Below are 18,602 nucleotides of genomic sequence, written 5' to 3'. Positions count from 1 at the left end.
GACAGGCAGAAAGACGTTTTGGTGCGGATTGACCGGCGCATGCCGATCAAGCTGGTCGCGGCCGAGCTGGAGGTATCCGAAAGCAGGATAAACCAGCATATTCGGGCACTTAAGGATATCTACGGTGTCGGAAACCTGAAGGATCTTTGCGAATCCTACAGGGCTGAAGTGCAGGATTCAGGCGAATCTGCACCCTACAGAAAAACTGCATCGACAAAGTCGCAGGTCCCGCAATCGGCAAAACAGGGCGAAACAGAAGACCGGGTCGCACCCGGGGAGTTCGTTTTAGCTGATGTGGCGCCACTTGCGATCGAGGCGCCATGGACGGTGAAAAGCGAGCCCCGGGTCGTCCCCGGGGTGCTCGACGGCGATCATGCTGTCCTCTATCGCCTTGCCGTCATCGTTGGTCTTGCCTTTGCGTTTATCGTGCTGGTTATTCTGGTGATGACGGCAGCACTCTCCATGAACGAGGCGACAGGCGGCAAGCAGATCCAACCCCCGCAAACGCAATCGGAGTCGGAAGTGAGCATTCCGGCTGTTTGATCGGAGTGCCGAGACTATGCCGACCCGTATCCAAGAAGACGCCCTACTTATCCGCAAGCACATCCGCGAAGCGGAAGCGGTAACTGACGAGGCGATGATCGCCTGCTCTAAGCTCAAGCAAGTGATCTTGCGGGCGCGCCAAAATCCGGAAGTCGGGGTCGATGCGGCACAGAAAGCCATGATCCGCCTTGCCCACGCCGAACAACAGGCACTGGAAATGTCGAGCAACCTGCTCAGGGTCCACGAAGAGCTGAACAAGGTCAGCCGGGAATATATGGGACCCGGCGATGGCGATGGCGAAACCTACATTTCCCCAAGCGCGATCGAAACCCATCAGGTAGCCAAGGTCGGCTGAGATGGGTGAGGGTGGCGAAGCGATGGTACAGATACTCGTCCATAATGAGGCGGAAATCCTCAATGTCGCTACCCTATTGCTGCTTCTTGCCGCTGTCTGGAAAGGTGGCGGCCCTGAACGGGCCTGTGCCGCGACACTGTTTGGCATGGTAGTCGTCGACCGCAGCTATCACGCGCTTTTCGGGCCTTCGCCGACATATGATCTGATCGATCCTTGGCATTTGTTGCTTGATACTGGCGGGCTGGTCGCGTTGGTTCTCATTGCCTTGAGAGCCAACCGGTTCTTCCCCATGATTCTGGCTGCAGCGCAGCTGGTGGCCTTTTCCGCTCACTTGGTCCGCATGACGGTGGAACCGGTCACCAGCCTCTCATACTATCTGCTCTACACTATGCCCTTCTGGTTCCAGCTTCTGGTTATGACGATTGGGATCGCGCGGCATGCATATCGGACGAGCCGGTTTGGGCCCTATCGGGATTGGCGCCCTCTGAACGGCGGGTCGGACCATGGGCTGGGGGCCGCCTGATGGGAGCCCACACGACCATCTTGCGGGACCATCTTCCGCCGCGCGGGCGAACTCCGACAGGAGGCGCAATCGCCGATCCGTCCAATCCGATTTTCCTGCGCTATCTCCATGGCCGGTTTGAAAACGCAGGAGAGGAGCGGTTGCATGTCGTCTATTGCGATCAATCGCAACGCTATCTCTACGACGAAACCCATGTCATTGGCGGTCCGCATTCATTGACCTTGCGTGCCAGGCCTCTGGTAGAGCGTGCGCTCGATGTGGGTGCGGCCGGCTTGATCATGGCGCATAATCATCTTTCGGGCGTGTGCCGCCCCAGCGAGCAGGACATCGTCGCGACGCGACGTTTACAGGAATTGGGAAGCGCGCTGGAGCTTAGACTGATCGATCACCTCATCTTCACCCGCCAACGGGTGTTCAGCATGATGGCGGGCGGCCTATTGTGACTGGCACAGGCGATGTGCTGCCTCGACAGATAGGCGTTGGCCCGCTGACCCTCGACCTCTTTCACCGGGATGCGCAAATCGGCACCCGCTGGCTTGGGCTTTTCCCGCGCGAATTTGCTCTTCTCTGGCGGCTTGCAGAATCGCCGGGCCAAAGGCTCGACCGGATGACCTTGCTGGCCGATGTCTGGCGGCTGGATCACGATCCGGAAACAAATCGGCTAGAAGTCCATGTGGCGCGATTGCGCGCCAAGCTGCACGACTACCGCCTCGCTGGCATCATTGTGACGGACCCTGCAGGCGGATACCGCCTTGAGTCCGAAGTGACCTGGCCCGGCCATTCGACTACATCCTTCCAAGATGAGGGGCTGGACAGCTATCTTCGCATCGGTAACGATCCGGCCAAAGCAGACTCAGGAGACGGAACAGATGACATTCCCCACCAGCGAGCGGGTATCAATCACCCTCGAAGATAATGGCGTTGCGCAGGTCCGGCTAACCCGGCCAGACAAGATGAACGCTCTGGATCCGGACATGTTCGACGCGATTATCGCTGCCGGCAAGGCGCTCCACGGGGCCAAAGGCGTGCGTGCGATCGTGTTGGCCGGGGAAGGGCCATCCTTCTGTGCCGGCCTGGATACGTCCAGCTTCGGCCGTGAGCCAGATCCGAACGAGCCTGGCCTGACCGACCGCGTGTTCGGCGATTCTAACAAGTTCCAGCAGGTTGCGACCCAATGGCGCAAGATGCCGGTGCCAGTCGTGGCGGCGATCCATGGCGTGTGCTTCGGTGGCGGCATGCAAATCGCCAGTGGTGCCGATATTCGCGTGGTGACCCCCGATGCACGCATGGCGATTATGGAACTGAAATGGGGCCTCGTCCCCGATATGGGCGGCTACCAATTGTGGCGCGGGCTGGTGCGTGATGATGTCCTGCGTGAACTCGTTTACACCAATCGCCAGTTCAGCGGTGAGGAGGCCAAGGAATATGGCCTCGCGACCCATGTCGAAGCTGACCCTCTGGCCAAGGCGACCGAGATCGCAAGCACTATTGCAGACCGCAACCCGCATGCGATCCAGGCGGCCAAACGACTGCACAATGCGATGCTGGACGTAACCGGCCAGGAAATGCTGGTGGAAGAAAGCGTCGAACAGGCGGCCATCATGCGCACCCCAAACCAGGTCGAGGCTGTGATGGCCGGTATGGCCAAAAGGGCAGCGAATTACGAAGAGGTGTGAGGGAAAACCAGCAAGCGGTCAGCCAAACACGGCGACCGCTTGCTGCCCCACCATCACCAATTCGCCCTGCGAGTTCCACAGACGCAATCGCTCGCTGGAATAGCCATGATCGGCATGGTCACTAGCGGTCTCGGCCAGCCACCAGCCATCGTCGGTTTCCGCGCGCGGCGTCAGCACATTGAAAGACCAGTTGATCGAACTGATCGGCCCTTGGCGTTGCATGGCGCGCATGGCGCCGGGCGGCAGCGTGTCTCCGAGCAAGACGAGCCGGGATGTGGGATCGAGCCCGGCTTCATCCTTCAGCCGGATCCAGCGCCGGACCACCGGGTCTCCGGCCCCTTGCATGTCTTGTGCACGGCGGATTTCGAAATTGCTGCGGATGAAGTTCGGGCCTTTGTCCGACATCGCCAGATCGTTCTCCTCGGGCGCGCCAGGCCACGGCTCGACTTTCGGGGCCGGGTGCAGGGCATTGGGCTCACGCTCGGTCCCGAACAGGAAGAAGGCTGTCAGGGCAACGCCGCCATCGACCAGCAACTCACTGCGGACCTGCGCCACATTGCGCCCCTGGCGCACCATTTCGACCCGGGTCTCGACCTGCGCTCCGACCGGCGCGACAAAGCCGACCTGGGCGCTGCGAAGCGGAGGCAGCTCGGGGAAGGCCCGGATGGCGGCGGTATAGGCGACCAGCGCGCTGGCCCCGCCATAAAGGGTACGGCCCTGGAGCCAGTCATCTGCGGGGAGGGTGACGGCACCGGACCGGGCCGTGATCGGAGCGAGCAAATCAGCAACAGACATGGGCACCGCTCTTAGCCGATAGATTGCAAAGCGCCACCCTTTCGCCGTCTCACCGCATCAGGCGCATTCTGCGATTGAATTGCAGGCACGGAATCGCTAGATGGCCGCTTCCGCTCGCTCAACACCACAGCGCGAGGGGACGAGGCCCGATGGCGGAGTGGTGACGCAGAGGACTGCAAATCCTTGCACGCCGGTTCGATTCCGGCTCGGGCCTCCATCTTCTCCTTGCGGGGAAGCCCAGGAATTCAGGGTGAACCAACCGTCCACCCGCGCGTGCCGCTTTAGCTCAGTTGGTAGAGCACATCATTCGTAATGATGGGGTCAGAGGTTCGAATCCTCTAAGCGGCACCACACTCTCGAAAGCATTTTTGCTGCAGCGCACAATAAACTCGCTTTCCCTGGCGAAACCGGCTAAGGGTCCCACATTCGCGCGCACCCGAGCGTCGCGCCGTCCCCGTTTTAGAGATGATTGCTCCCGGAATTGCGGGCCTTTTTCATCCGCACCGATTGTGAGCCCCGATGACTTTCCAGAATGTTCCGCCAGTGCTTGGCGATGCCCTTGCCGAGCGCGGCTATACCGAGTTGACCGCTGTCCAGTCCGCCGTGACAGAGCCGAAGGCGATGGGCCGTGACCTGATCGTTTCGGCCCAGACCGGGTCGGGCAAGACGGTCGCTTTCGGCCTGGCATTAGCTGACCTGTTGGTGACCGACCAGGGCCTGGCACGCTATGCCGATGCACCACAGGCGCTGGTGATTGCACCAACGCGTGAACTGGCCCTGCAGGTCAGCCGCGAATTGCGCTGGCTCTATGCCAAGGTGGGCATTTCGATTGCGACCTGTGTGGGCGGAATGGATGCTTCCAAGGAACGCCGCGCGCTGCGCTCGGCCCCGGGAATTGTTGTCGGCACTCCGGGCCGTCTGTGTGACCATTTGTCGCGCGGTGCGCTCGATCTGTCATGCCTGACCGGTATCGTCCTCGATGAAGCGGACGAAATGCTCGACATGGGCTTCCGCGAAGATCTCGAGACCCTGCTCGAAGCGGCGCCCGAAACGCGCCGTACCTTGTTGTTCTCTGCCACTATGCCACGCCCGATCGAGGCGATGGCCAAACGGTACCAGAACGATGCCCTGCGCCTGTCGTTGGCCGGGCAGGATCGTGGCCATGGTGACATCCAGTACCAGGCCGTGACTGTGCAACAGAACGAGATCGAACATGCGGTGGTCAACCTGCTGCGTTTTCATGAGGCGGAGACAGCAATCCTGTTCTGCGCGACGCGGGACAATGTCCGGCATCTACATGCCACGCTGCAGGAGCGCGGGTTTACTGCTGTCGCGCTGTCGGGTGAGCATTCGCAGACCGAGCGCAACCAGGCCCTGCAGGCCCTGCGTGACCGGCGCGTGCGCGTGTGCGTGGCGACCGACGTCGCCGCACGCGGTATCGACTTGCCGACGCTGACGCTGGTGATCCATGTCGAGATTCCGCAAAACGCCGAAGTGCTGCAGCACCGCTCTGGGCGGACTGGCCGCGCGGGCAAGAAGGGTACGGCCGTCATTGTCGTGCCGCATCGTCGCCGCAAACGGGTGGAATCGATGCTGCGCGGGGCCAAGGTCAAAGCCGACTGGATCGAAGCGCCAACGCCCGAGCAGATCCGCAAGAACGACCACGCGCGTCTGTTGGAGGCGCTGAAACAGCCGGTCGAGTTTGAAGACGAAGATCGTGCGCTGGCGCAAGAGCTGATGGCCGAGAAGTCGCCCGAGGACATTGCAGCCGCGCTGGTCCGTGCCCATCGCGCCAAGATGCCTGCCCCTGAAGAAGTCACGCCTGACACACCCGAAGCGCGCAAGGCTGCCCAGCAAAAGGGCCACCGCGCCGGGTTTGAAGACATCGTCTGGTTCCGGATGCCGATTGGTCGCCGTGACAATGCCGACCCCCGCTGGATCCTGCCGCTGATTTGCCGTCGCGGCGACATCACCAAGAACGAAATTGGTGCGATCCGGATCGGGCAGGGGGAAACCTACTTCCAGATCCCGCGTGGCTTGGCCGATCGTTTTGCCGATGCGGCTGAACGTACGGGCGCGCAGGCGACCGAGCGCGACGCCGTCCTGATCGAGCCTTCGGCTGAGGGCCCTCGTGAAGCAGCTCGTCAGAATCGCCGTGGTGGCAAACCGGGTACTGCACATGTGCGCCCACGCCATCCCGGCAATCGCGGGGCTGGCCCGGCACGCGGCCCTGAGCGGAGCTGGGGCAAGGATCGCCCTGCCCACAAGGGTGGCAAGCGGTTCGAGAAACGCGAAGACCGCAGCGACGCACCGAAAAGCAGGGGAACGGGCTTCAAGGGCAAACCGCAGAAATTCGGTGGAGCCTCAGACAAGGCTGCGCCTGGCAAGTTTGGCAGTGCGGCTGGCAAGCCAATGGGGAAGGGACCCAGCAAGGGACCGGGCAAGAACAAAGGTAAGCCCAAGCGCTTCACCAAGGCGCGGCAGGACTAGGACTGTGAAACCGGCCCTGCGGCCAGCCTAGCTTTTGAGGCTGACCTTCAGGTCCGGCACCGGCATATCGAACATGCCGGTGACTTGGTGCGGGATATAGGGCGCTTCGAGCGCGCTGATTTCCTCCGCGGTCAGTTCCACTTCGAGAGCTGCCACCGCATCCTCGATATGCTTCTGCTTGGTTGCCCCGATGATCGGGCTTGTGACTTCCGGCTTGTGCAGGACCCAGGCCAGCGCAATCTGGGCCATCGGCACACCGCGTGCAGCGGCGATTTGTTCCACGGCATCGATCACTTTCCGGTCTGCCTCAGCTGTGCGATCATAGAGCACGCTTTGAAGGCGGTCGGTTTCGGACCGGGTTGTGCTTTCGGCGTCAGCAGGGCGCGCCAATTTGCCGCGCGCCAGCGGGCTCCACGGCATCACGGCGACCCCAGCATCGGCGCACAGGGGCAGCATCTCGCGCTCTTCCTCGCGGTAGAGCAGATTGACGTAATTCTGCATCGAGATGAACTTCTTGAGCCCCGCCTGATCGGCCAAATGCAGCAGCTTCTGGAACTGCCACGCATACATGCTGGAGGCCCCGAGATATCGCACCTTGCCGCTGCGCACGATGGCATCGAGCGTCTCGACGATTTCCTCCATCGGCGTGCGCGGGTCGAGCCGGTGGATTTGGTACAGGTCGATATAGTCAGTGCCGAGGCGACGCAGGCTATCATCGACAGCATGCATCAGCGCTTTGGCGGATAGGCCGCCAGTATTGGGGGCCTGTCGCCAGCGGAAGAACCCTTTGGTCGCGATGACGATTTCGTCGCGCCGGGCCATTTCGTTCAGCAGCTTGCCGGTAATCTCTTCGCTGGTACCGCCTGAATAGGCATTTGCGGTATCAAAGAAATTGATCCCGGCTTCCAGCGCCTGCCGGAAAAACGGTCGCGAGGCTTCCTCCCCCATCGTCCAGTCGTGCCCTTCCGCAGCAGCATCGCCGAAGCTCATACAGCCGAGGCATAAGCGTGAAACGGTGAGGCCGGTGCGGCCGAACTGGGTGTATTGCATCGCGAAAAGCTCCTCTTCGGGGCGCAACACGTAACATTGGTTCGATTACAGCGCGAGCCGTGAAACCAACTTGCACATATAAAAATATCTTTATATGCCCTGCGAATGCGCATCGAGGGCATCATCCGGGCTTTGGCAGACCCGACCCGTTTGCGGGTCATGCGGTTACTCGCCAGCATGGAACTGGCAGTGGGTGAGCTCGCGCAGGTGCTGGGGCAAAGCCAGCCACGCGTATCGCGGCATCTGGCCATTTTGTGCGATGCCGGCCTGGCCGAACGGCGGCGCGAAGGCAGTTGGGTCTTCTTGCGCTCGACTGCCGGCAATAGCGGGGCCAGCCCGATTGGTGAGGCCGCAGCACATTTGCTGGCCATTGCAGAGAGCGAGGATCCGGAATTTGCGCAGCTTTGTGCGGATGACCGGCGCCAATTGAATGCGATCCGCACCGCGCGCGAAAACGGGGCGGCTGAGTGGTTTGCCCGTCATGCCGAAGAATGGGACGAGCTGCGCAAGCTGCACAGCCCCGATGACGCCGTTGAAGCCGCCTTGAGCCGGGCGTTCGGCACAGAGCCATTGGGGCATCTGCTCGATATCGGAACGGGCACTGGCCGGATGGCGGAATTGTTCGCCGAGGGTGCCGACCATATCGTTGCGCTCGACAAGAATCTGGAGATGCTGCGTGTCGCGCGGGCCAAACTCCAGCATCTGCCGGCTGAACGGATCGAGCTGGTCCAGGGCGATTTTGCCGCTTTGCCATTTGGCGATGGCCGCTTCGATACCGTGCTCCTTCACCAGGTGCTGCACTTCGCGCTCGATCCGGCACGGGCCGTCGCCGAAGCGGCACGGGTGCTGAAACCGGGGGGCCGTATCGCAATCGTCGATTTTGCCGCGCATACGCATGAGGAACTGCGTGACCGGTTCCAGCACACCAGGCTGGGCTATTCCGACACCCAGATGCAGGGTTTGCTGGAAGAGGCTGGCTTTACCCCGGCCAAGCCAATCGCGCTTGAAGGTGGCGAGCTGGTCGTGAAGGTCTGGCTGGGCCACCGCAGCCCCGCAATCGAATCCACATCCCCTGCACGAGAGACCGCCTGATGGTTCCCCCGCTTGATCCCCAGCATGAAGAGCTAACCGCGCATGACACGCCGCTCTTTTCCGGTCTGCCAGGCGATATCGCCGTGAGCTTCGAATTCTTCCCGCCCAAGAGCGAGACAATGGAAGCGAAATTGTGGGATGCCGTGCAGGAGCTGAAACCGCTCGATCCCAGCTTTGTGTCGGTAACCTATGGAGCAGGCGGCTCGACGCGCGAGCGGACCCATAAGACAGTGGCCCGGATCATTTCCGAGGCGCAGATCCCGGCGGCGGCGCATTTGACCTGCGTCGATGCCAGCAAGGCCGACACGCAGGCGATTGCCGAGCAGTACTGGGAAGCAGGGGTGCGTCACATTGTCGCGTTGCGCGGTGATGCAGGCGAACCAGGCGCAGCCTTCACTCCGCATCCGCAAGGCTACGCCAATGCCGCCGAACTGGTTGCGGGCCTGAAGGAGGTGGCGGATTTCGAAATCTCGGTCGCAGCCTATCCCGAGACCCATCCCGACGCTGACTGCCCGCAGGCCGATCTCGACAATCTGAAGCGCAAGATTGATGCCGGCGCGTCCCGCGCCATCACTCAGTTCTTTTTCTCGGCAGAGACTTTCTTCGATTTCCGCGAGGCGGTGGCTGCGCATGGAATCGATGCGCCGGTCGTACCCGGCATTCTGCCAGTCACCAATGTTGCTCAGGCGCGCAAATTTGCCGGACAATGCGGCGCGCTGATCCCGGAATGGATGGACGGATTGTTCGAAGGGCTCGATGAACGTCCTGCGTCGCGGCAGCTCGTTGCAGCCACCGTGGCCGCCGAATTGTGCCGCAGGCTCTATGCGGGCGGCGTGCGTGATTTTCATTTCTACACTCTCAACCGGGCCGACCTTGCCTATGCGATCTGCCACATGTTGGGTCGTCGCCCGAAAGGGATCGCAGCATGAGCGCGCGCGAGGCATTGCAGGCTGCTGCGGCAAAGTCTGTCCTGATCAAGGATGGCCCTTATGGTACCGAAATCCAGCGCGCCAAGTTGAGTGACGCGGATTACGCGGGGGAGACTGGGCTGACGCAGGACCAGAAAGGCAATAATGATCTGGTCAATCTGAGCCAACCAAACGTTATCCGCGCCATCTGCGATAGCTATATTGCCGCAGGCGCGACGCTGCTGGCGACCAACACTTTCAATGCCAACCGGATCAGCCAGGCCGATTACGGGGCCGAGGCACTGGTACATGACATCAATGCCAGTGCAGCCCGGATCATCCGGCAAGCCTGCGATGATGCCACGGCCAAAGACGGCATCCCGCGTTTCGTTTGTGGTGCGATGGGGCCGACCAACAAGACCCTATCGCTCAGCCCTGATGTCGAAGACCCCGGCTTTCGCGAAGTGACCTTCGATGAAGTGAAAGATGTCTACCGCGAGCAGGCCGCTGCGCTGGTGGAAGGCGGCGCGGATTTCATTCTCGTCGAAACGGTGTTTGACACGCTCAATTGCAAGGCCGCGATCATGGCGGTGAAGGAATTGGAGGCGGAACAGGGCCGCGATATTCCGCTGATGATCTCGCTGACGCTCACCGATCTTTCGGGCCGCAACCTGTCTGGCCACACGGTGGAGGCATTCTGGTATGCTGTGCGCCATGCCAAACCGGTGACCATCGGCCTCAATTGCAGTTTCGGTGCCGACCAGTTGCGCCCGCATGTTCAATTGCTGTCGGGCATCGCCGATACGTTGCTGATGGCCTACCCCAATGCGGGCTTGCCCAATGATTTGGGCGAGTATGACGAAGAGCCGGAAACGACCGCAGCGTTGGTCAGATTGTGGGCCGAGAGCGGGCGGGTGAATATTCTGGGCGGCTGCTGCGGCTCTACCCCCGATCACATCGCTGCCATAGGCAAAGCGGTTGACGGACTGACCCCCCGCATTCCTCCTCAGCAAGCCACCGAAATGCGGCTGGCGGGCCTTGAACCCTTCACGATTGCGGCCTGATGTCTGACACCTCTACTGCCCTTTTCGTCAATATCGGCGAACGCACTAATGTGACCGGCTCGGCCCGGTTCAAGAAGCTGATCATGGCGGATGATTATGCCGCTGCAGTCGAGGTCGCGCGTCAGCAAGTCGAAAACGGCGCGCAGTTGATCGACGTCAACATGGACGAGGGGCTGCTCGATGCCGAGCATGCCATGACAACCTTCCTCAAGCTGATTGCTGCCGAGCCCGATATCGCGCGCGTGCCGGTGATGGTCGACAGTTCGAAGTGGGATGTGATCGAGGCCGGGATCAAATGTGTCTCGGGCAAACCGATCGTCAATTCGATCAGCATGAAGGAAGGTGAAGAGCCGTTCCTGGAGCAGGCGCGCAAATGCATGGCCTATGGCGCTGCAGTGGTGGTGATGGCGTTCGACGAAACCGGCCAGGCGGACACCAGGGATCGCAAGGTCCAGATTTGTCGCCGCGCTTACGATCTGCTGACCGGGATCGGCTTCCCGCCCGAAGACATTATTTTCGATCCCAACATCTTCGCCGTCGCGACAGGGATCGAGGAACATGACCGCTATGGCCTCGATTTCATTGAGGCGGTAGCCGAGATCAAGGCGACATGCCCGCACGCCAAGACCAGCGGCGGATTGTCCAACCTCTCTTTCAGTTTTCGCGGCAACGAGACCGTGCGCCGCGCGATGCATTCGGTTTTCCTCTATCACGCGATTCCGGCCGGGCTCGATATGGCGATCGTCAATGCGGGGCAGCTGGATGTCTATGACACGATTGACCCCAAGTTGCGCGATGCGTGCGAGGATGTCGTGCTTATGCGCCGCGCCGATGCGACCGAGCGGCTGATCGCGCTGGCAGAGAGCTTCAAGGGCAAGACCAAGGAAGCCGAGAAGCAGGCCGCCGAATGGCGCGGCTGGGCGGTCGAAAAACGGCTCGAACACGCCTTGGTCAAAGGTATCGACGCGCATGTCGTCGACGACACCGAAGAAATGCGCGCCGCCACGGCCAAAGCTGGCGGTCGCCCGATCGAAGTGATCGAAGGCCCGCTGATGGATGGCATGAACGTGGTCGGCGACTTGTTCGGCAGCGGCAAGATGTTCCTGCCCCAGGTGGTGAAATCGGCTCGCGTGATGAAGAAGGCTGTCGCCCATTTGATCCCCTTCATCGAGGACGAGAAGGAGGAAGGTGCCAAGGCCAAGGGCAAGATCGTGATGGCGACCGTGAAGGGCGATGTGCACGATATCGGCAAGAACATTGTCGGCGTGGTGTTGCAGTGCAATGGCTACGAAGTGATCGATCTGGGCGTGATGGTGCCGTGGTCCGAAATCCTGAAGACCGCGAATGACAACGATGCCGACATTATTGGCTTGTCCGGCCTGATCACGCCTTCACTCGACGAGATGGTGACCGTGGCCGAAGAAATGCAGGGTGCAGAGATGACCTTGCCGCTGCTGATCGGCGGAGCGACGACCAGCAAGGTGCATACGGCCTTACGGATCGATCCCGCCTATGACGGGCCCGTGATCCATGTGCTCGATGCCAGCCGGGCCGTGGGTGTGGCTAGCAAGCTGTTATCAGACACCCAAAAGGATGAATTCGTCGACACCACTGCGGGCGAATACAAGAAGGTGCGCGATGTCCGCGCGGGCAAAGGGCAGAGCGCGCTGCTGAGCCTCGAAGAAGCCCGCGCGAACTATTACGACGCCTATCTCAGCGACAAGCCCGCGCCGCCTTTGCAGCCCGGTGTCCATACATTCGATGACTGGTCGCTGGCCGATTTGCGCGAGACGATCGACTGGACGCCGTTCTTCCGTGCCTGGGAATTGCACGGCACTTATCCGGCCATCCTGCAAGATGATGTGGTCGGTGAAAGCGCCCGCAGCCTGTGGGATGATGCGCAAGCGATGCTGGACCGGATCGTCGACGAGAAATGGCTGACGGCGCGCGGTGTGTGCGGGTTCTGGCCGTGCGCACGCGACGGCGATGATGTGACCATCCACCGCGTCAATCGGGAAGAGCATGTTACGCTGCCTTTTCTGCGCCAGCAGGTGAAAAAGAGCCGTGACCGGGCCAATATGTGCCTGGCCGATTTCATCGATCCCGCAGGCGACTGGATTGGCGGTTTTGCCGTGGGCATTCACGGAATCGAGCCGCATCTTGCGCGCTTCCAGGACGACAAGGATGACTATTCCGACATCCTGCTCAAAGCGCTTGCCGATCGCTTTGCCGAAGCCTTTGCCGAACGTCTGCACCAACATGTCCGGACCGATCTCTGGGGTTATGCTCCTGGTGAGCAACTGACCAATGAAGCGCTGATCAAGGAGCAGTATCGCGGGATCCGTCCTGCGCCCGGCTATCCGGCTTGCCCCGATCATTCCCTCAAGCCGATCCTGTTCGACCTGCTGGATGCCGAACAGAATACGGGGCTGAGCCTGACGGAAAACTTCGCCATGTGGCCGACTGCGGCTGTCAGCGGGTTCTATTTCGGCCACCCGGAGGCCGCCTATTTCGGTGTGGCGCGGATCGGGCGTGACCAGCTCGAGGATTATGCCAAGCGGCGCGGGGTCGATCTGGCAACAGCAGAACGCTGGCTGCGGCCCAATCTCGATTGATGGCAGGGCACGACGCGCAGCCCGGGCGACTGCCCGAAATTGCCTTGCTGGAAGAGTTTCGCGCGTCGCTCGTTGATAACGGGCCTGCCTTGGGCGAAATGCAAGTTCGATTGCTGCTCGACACGCTGGGCCTGGGCAACAAGCAGGCGTTCGAATTCCTGAGCAGCCAACGCCCCGATAGGGCAACCTTCCTTGACTGGGTATTCTCGATAGCGGGCACACCCGACCCGGTCTTGCTGGCGCGATATCATGCCATTGCTCGTGGCGACCCTCTGCCGGCCCAAGCAGAGTCATTCTTGCATGAGATTGAAGCCATGCCGGATGTCCTCGATACCTCCCAGCTATCCCATTGGGATAGCGAGGGATATGTGGTCTTGCCGGAAGCGATTTCAGCGCAAGAAGCGGGCCAGGCGTCAGCCGCTTTGTGGGAAGCCATCAATGCGTCTCCTGATGATCCTGCGAGCTGGTATCGTGCCCACACACAGGGCATCATGGTCCCACTCTACCAGCATCGCGCACTGGATGCGGCGCGCCAGTCCAGGCGGATTCACAAGGCCTTTGCGCAATTGTGGGGAGATGCCGATCTGTGGGTCACGACTGACCAGGCCGGTTTCAATCCGCCTGAAGACGAAGGGTATGCCTTCAATGGGTCGCCAATGCACTGGGATGTCAGCCTTGTAACCCCAATCCCCTTTGCGACACAGGCGGTTCTTTATCTGACCGATACAGCGCATGATCAGGGGGCCTTCCAATGTGTGCCGGGGTTTCACAAGCGCATCGAAACATGGCTGGACGATCCAGCAAATACCGATCCGCGCGCCGCGGACTGGTCTGATCAGGCCCGCACCGTGCCGGGCCAGGCCGGGGATATGGTGATCTGGCGGCAGGATTTGCCGCACGGTGCGAGCCCCAACAGGTCCGCACAGCCGCGGTTGGTCCAATACCTCAATTACTATTCACCGAGCCTGCATGTGCAGAAAGACTGGCGGTAGGTTTTCCGCACCTGCCGGAGGACAGATTCCGAAGCCCAGCGGCTGCGACAATTTGTGACACTCCGATACTGTGCGCGCCGGCAATCGGGGGTTACGCCTTGTCTTCACTATGAGATTTCAAGCGATCTTTCCCACGGTGCTCGCCCCGATCGCACTGATTGCGAGCGGTTGCGGCGGCGATGATTCTCCGGCACCTCCACCTGTTCAGGGGCCGACCCCCAATCCGTCCCCGACGCCCACGCCCACACCAACGCCCACCACCAGCGTGCGTTTCGAGCCGGTCATCGGTGCGATCGAGGCCTATCAGGATAATGATTTCGCGGTGCTGGTCGGAGACGGGAGTGGGACAATCTTCACCTACACCAAGGGCGTATTCCAGCTCGATCAGCAGCGCGCCATTGCGTCTGCCAGCAAATGGCTGACAGCGACAACGATCATGCGTCTGGTGGATCAGGGCCTTCTATCTTTGGCCGATAATCCCCAGACCTATCTGACATACTGGACCAGCGATGCGATGGATGATCGTTCCAGGGTTACCCTCGAACAATTGTTGTCTTTCACCAGCGGGTTCAATGCCCGCCCCGGCAGTCTGGGCTGCGTGAATACCGGAGCATCGGCGCTGCAAAACTGCGTGCGTTCGATTTATGACGATGGGCTGGATGCTGTGCCAGGGGACACCTATTCTTACGGACCCGAGCATATGCAAATTGCAGCGGCGATGGCAGAAGTGGCGACGGGCAAGGCCTATGGCGATATCTTCGTGGAGCAAATTTCCATTCCGCTCGGGCTCAGCAATGCGTCACGGTTCGTCTCGCCCAGCCTGACCAATCCGCTCGCCTCTGGCGGTGCGGCCTCCACTGCTGAAGACTACGCGCTGTTTCTTACCAAACTGCTCGCCGATGAAATCGTGGCCGACCGCGCGACCCTTTTGGCTGACCGGACCAATTCCGTGGCAATTGAATTTCGCCCGCAAGGCGCATCGGAATTTGGCGATTGGCACTATGCACTGGGTGCTTTTGTTGAGTGCGACAATCCCAGTTTCGATGCCGATTGCGCAGATGATCGCATCTATTCCAGTCCCGGCTCCTTCGGATGGACCCCGTGGATCGATTTGGAGAATGGCTATTGGGGCCTGATCGCGCGCCGCGGAGAGCGGAATACTGCACGGGTGGCAGTGGAACTGGAGCAGCAATTGCAGCCCCTGATCGTGGCGGCGCTGGCCAATTAGTTGCGCAAAACCGCATGTGACCGAATTCTTCACCACCCAAGACCTTAGTCGTGATTGACCCCACAAACTGTTTCGCGCATTCGGAGAATGTCTTTCGGCAGGAGTGATTCTGCCGGGCGGACAAGCGGGAGAGATCGCGGGTCATCGGGCCTGCGGCGCCGAAGGAGCAACCGCCCCGGAAACTCTCAGGCCACCGGACCGCTTGCCTGGCTGACACTCTGGAAAGCGCGCTTGGGGCAGCCCGGCGCCACCGAAGGGGTAAGCCTGCCCATTTGCAGGCCAAGCTCTCAGGTTTCCTGACAGAGGGGGCGTGTGGACAGAGCTTCGTGGCGAAGCGCTGCACGCCTGTCAGGATGGACGGTATGAGCGAAGAAACACCCGAAGTAGACGAACTGGGCACGCTGCCCCTGGATGCCTGGCATCGTACGCAGGGCGGGCGGATGGTCCCGTTTGCGGGCTATGAAATGCCGATCCAGTATGAAGGGATCGTGGCCGAGCACGAGTGGACGCGAACCTCTGCCAGCCTGTTCGATGTCAGCCATATGGGCCAGCTTTCCGTCAGCGGTGATGGGGCCGCGCATGAGCTGGAAAAGCTGCTGCCTGGCGCGATCGAGAGCCTTAAGCCGGGCAAGATGCGTTATTCACTGCTGCTGACCGAAGCCGGCGGGATCATTGATGATTTGATGGTCACCAATGCCGGCCCGCATATCGCGCTGGTCGTCAATGGTGCCTGCAAGTGGGACGATATTGCCCATTTGCGCGAGCATTTGCCCGATGCGATCACATTGAACCACTATGATGATCAGGCCTTGTTGGCATTGCAGGGGCCGAAGGCGGGTGAAGTGCTGGAAGCGTTGGTCCCCGGCACCGGCGAACTGACCTTTATGAATGCCGCCTTTTTCGACTGGGACGGCGTTCCATTGTGGGTCAGTCGCGCGGGCTACACAGGCGAAGATGGCTTCGAGATTTCAGTTCACGCGGCGCAGGTCGAAAAGCTCGCCGATGCGCTGGTCGCCGATGACAGGGTGAAGCCAGCCGGGCTTGGCGCACGTGACAGCCTGCGGCTGGAAGCCGGGCTTCCGCTTTATGGCCACGATCTCGACCAGAATATCGATCCTGTCAGTGCCGACTTGAGTTTTGCGCTTACTAAGAAACGCCGCGAGCTCGGCGGCTATATGGGCCATGGCGCGGTTGCAGCGCGGCTCGCTGATGGCGGCACGATCCGTCGGGTCGGGCTCAAGATCGAAGGCCGCATGCCAGCCCGCGAAGGCGCGCTCGTCTTTGCTGGCGATACCGAGATCGGGCGCCTGACCAGCGGCGGATTTTCCCCCACGCTCGGCTATCCGATTGCCATGGCCTATGTCGCCGTGGAACATGCCGCCGAAGGCACCACCATGGAAATTGAAGTTCGCAAGAAGCGTCTGCCGGCCACTGTCGTGCCGATGCCGTTCGTACCCCACCGCTACTATCGAGGGAAATAGAGAGCATGGCCCGTTACTTTACCGATGAACATGAATGGATCGACCTGGAAGGTGATCTCGCCACTGTCGGGATCACCGATTACGCTCAGGAACAGCTGGGCGATATCGTCTTTGTCGAACTGCCCGAAGTGGGCTCCAACGTGGACAAGGGTGGCGAAGCAGCCGTGGTCGAAAGTGTGAAGGCGGCCAGCGATGTCTACGCCCCGATTACCGGCGAAGTAATGGAAGCCAATGCGGCTCTGGAAGAAGATCCCGCGCTAGTGAACACCTCGCCCGAAGAAGAAGGCTGGTTCTTCCGCATGACAGTCGGCGACAAGACCGAACTTGAAGGGCTGATGGACGCCAAAGCCTACAAGGCGTTCTGCGACGAGCTTTAACACCGTCTGACCTCCACGACATACGGGAGGCATGGAAAGAGACTGCAATGCGTTACCTACCCCTGACCGATACCGATCGCGGCGACATGCTGGCCAAAATCGGTGCGTCCTCGATCGATGATCTTTTCGTCGATGTGCCGCAAGAGGCGCGGCTGGACGGCCCCATCCACGGCTTGCCGATGCATGCCAGCGAGATGGCGGTGGAGGCGCATATGCGCCGCCGGTCGAAGAAAAACCTGGCCGCAGCAGATGCGCCGTTTTTCCTGGGGGCTGGGGCCTATCGCCACCATGTGCCGGCGTCGGTTGATCACATCATCCAGCGCGGTGAATTCCTGACCGCCTATACGCCCTACCAGCCCGAAATTGCGCAGGGCACGCTGCAGATGCTGTTTGAATTCCAGACGCAAGTAGCGCGGCTCTATGGCTGCGAGGTCGCCAATGCGTCGATGTATGATGGCTCCACCGCGTGTTGGGAAGCAATCCTGATGGCGGGGCGGGTCAAGAAGCGGAACAAGGCGGTCCTCTCGGGCGCGCTGCATCCGCATTACACCGAAGTCGCCAAGACCATGGCCAAATTCATCGGCTACGAGATTGCCGATGCGCAGCCGTCGATCCAGCCGCAGCCGGACAATTCCGGCCTGATTGCGCGGATCGATGACGAAACGAGCTGCGTAGTGGTGCAATATCCCGACATTCTAGGGCGCATCCCGGATCTGGCTGAAATCGCCGAGGCAGCCCATGCCAAGGGCGCCTTGCTGATCGCCGTGAACACCGAACCGGTGGCCTTGGGTGCGATCAAGTCACCGGGTGAGCTGGGCGCGGATATTGTCGTGGGTGAAGGCCAGTCCATCGGTGTCGGCCTGCAATTTGGCGGGCCCTATCTGGGCCTGTTCGCGGTCCGCGACAAGAAACTGGTGCGCCAGATGCCGGGCAGGTTGTGCGGTGAAACCGTCGATGCGGAGGGGAAGCGCGGCTTTGTGCTGACGCTGTCGACGCGCGAGCAGCATATCCGGCGCGAAAAGGCGACGTCGAACATCTGCACCAATAGCGGCCTGTGCGCCTTGGCCTTCAGCGTCCATATGTCGCTGCTGGGCGAAAAGGGCCTGCGGCAATTGGCGGCAGAGAACCATCGGCTTGCGTGTCTGACCGCTGACCGGTTGGCCCAAGTGCCGGGCGTCACAGTACTCAACGACAACTTCTTTAATGAATTCGCTGTGACGCTGGGCCAGGATGCGCGGCAGGTGGTGCGCGATCTGGCAGCCAAGGGCGTGCTCGCAGGCGTTTCGCTTGGCCGTCTCTATCCCGATGTCGATAGCCTGTCTGACGCATTGGTTGTGGCTACCACAGAGACAACTAGTGAAGAGGATATCGAAGCCCTCGGCGCTGCCCTAGAGGAGGCGCTGTCATGAACGC

General features: G+C 60.8%; 18 protein-coding genes, 2 tRNA genes and 1 riboswitch. Of the genes, 18 read left to right on the top strand and 2 right to left on the bottom strand.

The genetic code is table 11. The features are described from left to right. Positions 1–39 precede the first annotated feature (39 nt). Genes ABD653_RS06670 through ABD653_RS06645 form a run of 6 tightly spaced genes read left to right on the top strand, consistent with a single transcriptional unit; the run spans position 40 to position 3,097 of the window. Complete coding sequence (locus tag ABD653_RS06670; RefSeq protein WP_234032103.1) at positions 40–543, top strand: hypothetical protein; 504 nt, start codon at positions 40–42, stop codon at positions 541–543. 16 nt (positions 544–559) lie between these two features. Continuing rightward, positions 560–898, top strand: a complete 339-nt coding sequence (locus ABD653_RS06665; RefSeq protein WP_160777963.1) for a hypothetical protein — start codon at positions 560–562, stop codon at positions 896–898. Position 899: 1 nt separating this feature from the next. Continuing rightward, positions 900–1,421 carry a hypothetical protein gene (locus ABD653_RS06660; protein WP_160777962.1) on the top strand — a complete coding sequence of 174 codons (522 nt, stop codon included), beginning with the start codon at positions 900–902 and terminating at the stop codon, positions 1,419–1,421. Next, positions 1,421–1,864: a JAB domain-containing protein gene (locus tag ABD653_RS06655; protein WP_160777961.1), complete on the top strand. Its 444-nt coding sequence runs from the start codon at positions 1,421–1,423 to the stop codon at positions 1,862–1,864. Before ABD653_RS06660 ends, ABD653_RS06655 begins: the two co-directional genes overlap by 1 nt. Then, the gene (locus ABD653_RS06650; protein ID WP_325065348.1) at positions 1,861–2,337 is read left to right on the top strand and encodes a winged helix-turn-helix domain-containing protein; all 477 of its coding nucleotides are present in this window, start codon (positions 1,861–1,863) and stop codon (positions 2,335–2,337) included. The genes ABD653_RS06655 and ABD653_RS06650 overlap by 4 nt, the downstream gene beginning before the upstream one ends. Beyond that, positions 2,291–3,097 (top strand): crotonase/enoyl-CoA hydratase family protein, encoded by an 807-nt coding sequence (locus ABD653_RS06645; RefSeq protein WP_160777960.1) that lies wholly within the window; start codon positions 2,291–2,293, stop codon positions 3,095–3,097. The genes ABD653_RS06650 and ABD653_RS06645 overlap by 47 nt, the downstream gene beginning before the upstream one ends. An 18-nt stretch (positions 3,098–3,115) precedes the next feature. Here the strand turns inward: ABD653_RS06645 and ABD653_RS06640 are convergent, their stop codons facing one another. Further along, positions 3,116–3,892, bottom strand: a complete 777-nt coding sequence (locus ABD653_RS06640) for an acyl-CoA thioesterase (RefSeq protein ID WP_160777959.1) — start codon at positions 3,890–3,892, stop codon at positions 3,116–3,118. Between the two features lie 143 nt (positions 3,893–4,035). Between ABD653_RS06640 and ABD653_RS06635 the strand changes: the two genes are divergently transcribed. The 3 genes from ABD653_RS06635 to ABD653_RS06625 all read left to right on the top strand — a co-directional run bounded on the left by ABD653_RS06635 (position 4,036) and on the right by ABD653_RS06625 (position 6,382). Continuing rightward, a tRNA-Cys gene (locus ABD653_RS06635) sits at positions 4,036–4,109 on the top strand. Positions 4,110–4,167: 58 nt separating this feature from the next. Beyond that, a tRNA-Thr gene (locus tag ABD653_RS06630) sits at positions 4,168–4,243 on the top strand. Between the two features lie 168 nt (positions 4,244–4,411). Further along, a complete protein-coding gene (locus ABD653_RS06625) occupies positions 4,412–6,382 on the top strand; it encodes a DEAD/DEAH box helicase (protein WP_160777958.1) in 1,971 nt (656 codons plus the stop codon). A gap of 27 nt (positions 6,383–6,409) precedes the next feature. On the opposite strand, the gene ABD653_RS06620 is transcribed toward ABD653_RS06625, so the two are convergent. Beyond that, positions 6,410–7,432 (bottom strand): aldo/keto reductase, encoded by a 1,023-nt coding sequence (locus ABD653_RS06620; RefSeq protein ID WP_160777957.1) that lies wholly within the window; start codon positions 7,430–7,432, stop codon positions 6,410–6,412. A gap of 105 nt (positions 7,433–7,537) precedes the next feature. Between ABD653_RS06620 and ABD653_RS06615 the strand changes: the two genes are divergently transcribed. From ABD653_RS06615 to gcvPA, 9 genes are all read left to right on the top strand, one after another. After that, on the top strand, positions 7,538–8,524 hold the full coding sequence (locus ABD653_RS06615; RefSeq protein WP_160777956.1) for an ArsR/SmtB family transcription factor: 987 nt from the start codon (positions 7,538–7,540) through the stop codon (positions 8,522–8,524). Further along, positions 8,524–9,453: a methylenetetrahydrofolate reductase [NAD(P)H] gene (gene metF / locus ABD653_RS06610; RefSeq protein ID WP_160777955.1), complete on the top strand. Its 930-nt coding sequence runs from the start codon at positions 8,524–8,526 to the stop codon at positions 9,451–9,453. Before ABD653_RS06615 ends, metF begins: the two co-directional genes overlap by 1 nt. After that, positions 9,450–10,496 carry a homocysteine S-methyltransferase family protein gene (locus ABD653_RS06605; RefSeq protein WP_160777954.1) on the top strand — a complete coding sequence of 349 codons (1,047 nt, stop codon included), beginning with the start codon at positions 9,450–9,452 and terminating at the stop codon, positions 10,494–10,496. Before metF ends, ABD653_RS06605 begins: the two co-directional genes overlap by 4 nt. Then, complete coding sequence (gene metH / locus ABD653_RS06600; protein ID WP_160777953.1) at positions 10,496–13,111, top strand: methionine synthase; 2,616 nt, start codon at positions 10,496–10,498, stop codon at positions 13,109–13,111. Before ABD653_RS06605 ends, metH begins: the two co-directional genes overlap by 1 nt. Beyond that, positions 13,111–14,103, top strand: a complete 993-nt coding sequence (locus ABD653_RS06595) for a phytanoyl-CoA dioxygenase family protein (RefSeq protein WP_160777952.1) — start codon at positions 13,111–13,113, stop codon at positions 14,101–14,103. The genes metH and ABD653_RS06595 overlap by 1 nt, the downstream gene beginning before the upstream one ends. A 109-nt stretch (positions 14,104–14,212) precedes the next feature. After that, complete coding sequence (locus tag ABD653_RS06590) at positions 14,213–15,331, top strand: serine hydrolase domain-containing protein (protein WP_160777951.1); 1,119 nt, start codon at positions 14,213–14,215, stop codon at positions 15,329–15,331. Between the two features lie 115 nt (positions 15,332–15,446). After that, a riboswitch (glycine riboswitch) is annotated at positions 15,447–15,542 on the top strand. A 151-nt stretch (positions 15,543–15,693) separates the two neighbouring features. Next, complete coding sequence (gene gcvT, locus ABD653_RS06585) at positions 15,694–16,812, top strand: glycine cleavage system aminomethyltransferase GcvT (RefSeq protein ID WP_160777950.1); 1,119 nt, start codon at positions 15,694–15,696, stop codon at positions 16,810–16,812. 5 nt (positions 16,813–16,817) lie between these two features. Beyond that, positions 16,818–17,189 carry a glycine cleavage system protein GcvH gene (gene gcvH, locus ABD653_RS06580; RefSeq protein WP_160777949.1) on the top strand — a complete coding sequence of 124 codons (372 nt, stop codon included), beginning with the start codon at positions 16,818–16,820 and terminating at the stop codon, positions 17,187–17,189. 47 nt (positions 17,190–17,236) lie between these two features. After that, positions 17,237–18,598: an aminomethyl-transferring glycine dehydrogenase subunit GcvPA gene (gene gcvPA, locus ABD653_RS06575; protein ID WP_160777948.1), complete on the top strand. Its 1,362-nt coding sequence runs from the start codon at positions 17,237–17,239 to the stop codon at positions 18,596–18,598. Positions 18,599–18,602: the final 4 nt, after the last annotated feature.

Origin of the sequence: Parerythrobacter jejuensis (assembly GCF_039536765.1) — a bacterium.
Taxonomy (GTDB): domain Bacteria; phylum Pseudomonadota; class Alphaproteobacteria; order Sphingomonadales; family Sphingomonadaceae; genus Parerythrobacter; species Parerythrobacter jejuensis.
Note: the sequence above shows the minus strand (reverse complement) of the source record. Positions and strands in the feature narration are given on the sequence as shown.